The following is a 3,935-nucleotide window of genomic DNA, read 5'->3' as shown; positions in this document are numbered from 1 at the left end:
AACCTACATTTTTAAACTGCCCTTGACAGTTGGATTAATGTCCGCCAGCCAATCATCGTTCCCTTTACTGTCCTTATGGGAAAAGAATTGTTTGGTAAACTATCGCAGCGTGATACAGAGGAGCTAGTTGCCTTCTATGATCGCTATTGGCAGAACCATGGAGGAAACACTGCTGGAAACAACGCGCAAAATCGAAATAAATAGTTAGAAATACCACCAAAGTTAGAGGTAATCTCCAATTCTGGTGGTATTTTTACGGTTGATGAATTATATTTTCTTCGTGTCTACTTATAAAGTAGCACTGAGTAGTCACCTAGCTCGTCACTGCAGCTAATGCCAATTGTATAACCAGAATAATTCTCAGGATTTATGCTTTGCTTCTTTAAGTCATTAGCGACGTATTGCTTGAAGGTGATTTTGTTAGCCTTAAGTTGCTGGATTGCTGGAACATTATTATCTAAAGTAGTTGAGTGCATGATAGAGATTGAGCTTTGTTTTTGAGCAGTTGTCCGGGGATCCGGATTTTGGACAACGGCCTCCGGATCCGTATCAATGTACTCGGATGCGGATTTGCTATATTTTGTTCCAAGAAATAATGATAACACGTCTTGAACGCGATCATTTAAGGACTGGTGAGCGTTATCAATGCGCGTTTTTCCAGAGGTTGAAGAACTAGAGCTATTTGAAATTGGCTCCATATAACCTTTCCAGATCCAGCCTTGAAGATTCTGGTTTTGATTGGTGACATGGTAATAAATTGAGTACATGTGCAAATTCTTTAAATACAATTTTTCATGGGCATCCGTATACCAAATCACATTAGCTGTTTCGGTATTGGAACCGTACCGAGTCCCGAGATGTTTTGAAAATCTAGCTCCAGTTGGTGCGGTAAAGGCGTGTTGCTTCATTGATTTGCGCCAAATTAACTTTACCTCTTGTGAACGCTTGGATGAATATTGGGTCGCAGCTAGAACGTTAGACTGTAAAGAAAAAGGGTTCCTAAACTGACTATGAATGCAGTTGGGATGATTAGTTGATATTTCTTCATAAATAATTACCTCCGTGGGGCTGATTACGTTAATGCGACTATTACCACGTATTTCAAATCTAATCCTGATAAGAGTTATATTTACCAATTCCCAGAAACTGGGTTTTAAACATAAATAAAATCTATTTGTGTGAGCTACAAGAAAATTGCCCGATGAAAAGTTCAAAATGTTGAACTTTTCATCGGCAATTTTTTATTGTTTGTTGGGATTATACAGAGCGATCACGTATTGTCCAATATACGGGTCGCCATCGGATGATAATAATTCCTTTTGATAAATTGGCCGACTGAACATGCCAATTTGCCATCCTTTATAGTCAGAGAGGTTAACATGTTGTTTAGTTAAATCGTTCAAGACAAATTGTTTGAACGTTGGAGAACCATTGGCTAAGTTTTGCATTTGTTGGTTGGTTAGTTGTGTTGATAATTTAAGATACTGAATATCTTTTAACTTGTCCCCCCACTCACGTTTAACCACTGAGCCAAAATTATTGAGCAACTCGCCCTCTGCAGCATTATCTAGTTTGTGATTGTAGGTCGTATTGGGAAAAGCTTTTATAATTGGGAAATCTTGATAATAAATAATTGTGTAATAAGATTCGTCTGTAACAGTGTTTTTTAACGCATTGAGTTCAGCTTTGGTTGGATTTGGGATTCCGCTTGGATTATCCTTGGTAATCCATTTTGTATTAGCACTTTTACTCGTATTGCTACTAGTGCTTGTAGGATTACTGGAATAAGTGCCCTTGGTTAAATAACCTTTCCAAGCATAACCCTTCACACTCCCGGATTCATTCGATACGTAATAGAAGATACCGGTTTTAGTCCCGTTAGTCATTTTGAGGACTTTGGAGGTGTACCAGGTGGTTTTCGGATAGTTAGTTAAATGATGTTTCTTTTGGGTTAAATTATAGTTCCAAAGATAGGCTTTCTGATTACCATTCCAATGAAAGGCGGTATTGTTCGCAGTTTTGGATTTGATCGTGTGGTAAACCCCAGCGGCCTTAACAGATTGGGGTGAAGTTGCCAAAGTCAGGCCCGTTAAGCCGGCAATTAAGCTGGTTAATAAGATTAGTTGTTTTTTCAAATGAATAACCTCCATTTCAAGTTGAGTTAGAAAAAGTCTGAATCAGTGAGTATTCAGACTTTTTCTAATCATTAATTAAACTACTTGGCTTTAACAACGGCAACGTATTGGGTGCCGCCAAAGACGGCGTTGTCATTGCCAAAGGAAACAAACGTATAGCCAGCTGGCACGTGCTTTTTGGCAAAGTCTTGCAAGGACAATTTGTCCGCGTTGACAAACGAACTGGCGGCAACTTGACCGGCTTTGGTGGAAGTATCGGTCGTCGTAAAGGTCTGGTTGGCTTTATCAACCGGATTATTGGTGCCGTTTTCGCCGTCTAGGTAAACCACTGTGACGCTATTGTCACTGGTGTTGGTATTGGCCGGTTTAGCTTCGGTCACGTTACCCTTATTCACCCATTTGCCATTTAGATCCGCATTGCTGGAAGCCAGCTGATACCAAGTTGTGTTATCTCGCGGGTTTGTGACAGCTTTAGTGACCGTAAAGGTGGCGTCTTTGTAATTGGCAAGATTAGTAATAGTTGGCGTTGCTCCAACTTGGTATTGCGTGTTGGCCGGCGCATCGTAAACGACTTGGTTGGTCGTTTCGGCTAAGGCGCCGTCTATTAGTTTAAACTGAGTTTTGGCATCGGGAGCCGTGGCGTCTTGGGTTGTGGCATAAGGGGTAATCCCACCGCCAAAGGTGCCGGTGGAAGTGCCACCGTAGATCCAGCCGCGATACTGACCATCAAAGGTGACGACCTTATAGTATACCGAACCACGGTTAGTCGTGGCGACGCGATAAGCCCGGACATTGGAACCTGCAGTATTGGCAGCGGCGAGGGTACCTAAGCTGGTACCGGAAGCGATGATTCTGGCGCCGCGTAAAGTGCCGGCCTTGGTGTAGAGCGCGTTGTTGCCAGTAAAAGTGACGTTACGAGTAGTTGGATCGGTTGTCAATTGCTGGTTGGAAGTGATCCGCGCGTAAAGCTTTGCAGCGGCAGGCTTTGCCGTTGTTGAGCCAACGACGGCTGTTAACCCCAATGCAGCCAGTCCAACAAATAGTGATGTTTTTAAAGTATGCTTCATGAACTTGTCCTCCTAATATAAACCCCATATAAACAAAATGATCAGCTTATTGTTGAAGAATGAAAGTATGTAAGCAATCAGTTGACCCTGTTAATAGGATACCACATATATTATAGTTGGCGTGGCTAATTTTTAGTAAAACGACACACCTAAAGTGACTAGTGGGACCACCAAATGAGTGTCAAACAAGCTGTTGACATTTTACGGATAATAACAGGCATCGGAAAACTATTCCGTCATCGGGTTTGCTGGAGTAATCCGAGTGACTTTGTTGATCGGATTGACTTCGGCAAGCAAGACAACTGAGAGTGACTTGCTATTGAACTGAGATAAGAAAAACGGGTGAAGGCGTAACTACATAGCAGTTGCGCTTTCACCCATTTTTGATTTTATCCTTATTAATTAGAACTCTTTTGATCTTGTTGAGGGTATTCAAGGATCACCACACCCCCGACCATAATTTGGACTGCTCTTATCAAAGGCATAGGCACCGATTAAGCGATTTTTAAAGGTTGTGAAACTCACGTTACCGTTCGCAGCATAAACGACGTTATTCACATAGTCTTTGAATGAAATTTGACCGAACTTTAATTGTTGTTGTTTTTCTTTGTTATTTTTACCACTGTTACCAATGAAAAAGAAAGCTGAGTTCCAACATTTTACAACCGTTGCTGACATATTATTGTACGCATTATTTTACAATGACTAGGGTCCGTCTGAAAACTTTATTTCA

General features: G+C 41.3%; 4 protein-coding genes. All 4 read right to left on the bottom strand.

Annotation, left to right across the window (positions count from 1 at the left end; translation table 11 throughout):
* Positions 1 to 284 precede the first annotated feature (284 nt).
* The 4 genes from FD47_RS13790 to FD47_RS15940 all read right to left on the bottom strand — a co-directional run bounded on the left by FD47_RS13790 (position 285) and on the right by FD47_RS15940 (position 3,880).
* Entirely contained in the window at positions 285 to 908 is a 624-nt protein-coding gene (locus FD47_RS13790; RefSeq protein ID WP_054736615.1) for a hypothetical protein, read from the bottom strand.
* Between the two features lie 333 nt (positions 909 to 1,241).
* Positions 1,242 to 2,135, bottom strand: a complete 894-nt coding sequence (locus FD47_RS13785; protein ID WP_054736612.1) for a hypothetical protein — start codon at positions 2,133 to 2,135, stop codon at positions 1,242 to 1,244.
* Between the two features lie 80 nt (positions 2,136 to 2,215).
* Positions 2,216 to 3,202: a hypothetical protein gene (locus tag FD47_RS13780; RefSeq protein WP_054736611.1), complete on the bottom strand. Its 987-nt coding sequence runs from the start codon at positions 3,200 to 3,202 to the stop codon at positions 2,216 to 2,218.
* 432 nt (positions 3,203 to 3,634) lie between these two features.
* Entirely contained in the window at positions 3,635 to 3,880 is a 246-nt protein-coding gene (locus FD47_RS15940; protein ID WP_054736609.1) for a hypothetical protein, read from the bottom strand.
* Between the last annotated feature and the right edge of the window lie 55 nt (positions 3,881 to 3,935).

It is taken from the genome of Lentilactobacillus parafarraginis DSM 18390 = JCM 14109 (assembly GCF_001435895.1).
Classification (GTDB): Bacteria; Bacillota; Bacilli; order Lactobacillales; family Lactobacillaceae; genus Lentilactobacillus; species Lentilactobacillus parafarraginis.
This window is presented reverse-complemented; position numbering and strand designations above follow the sequence as displayed.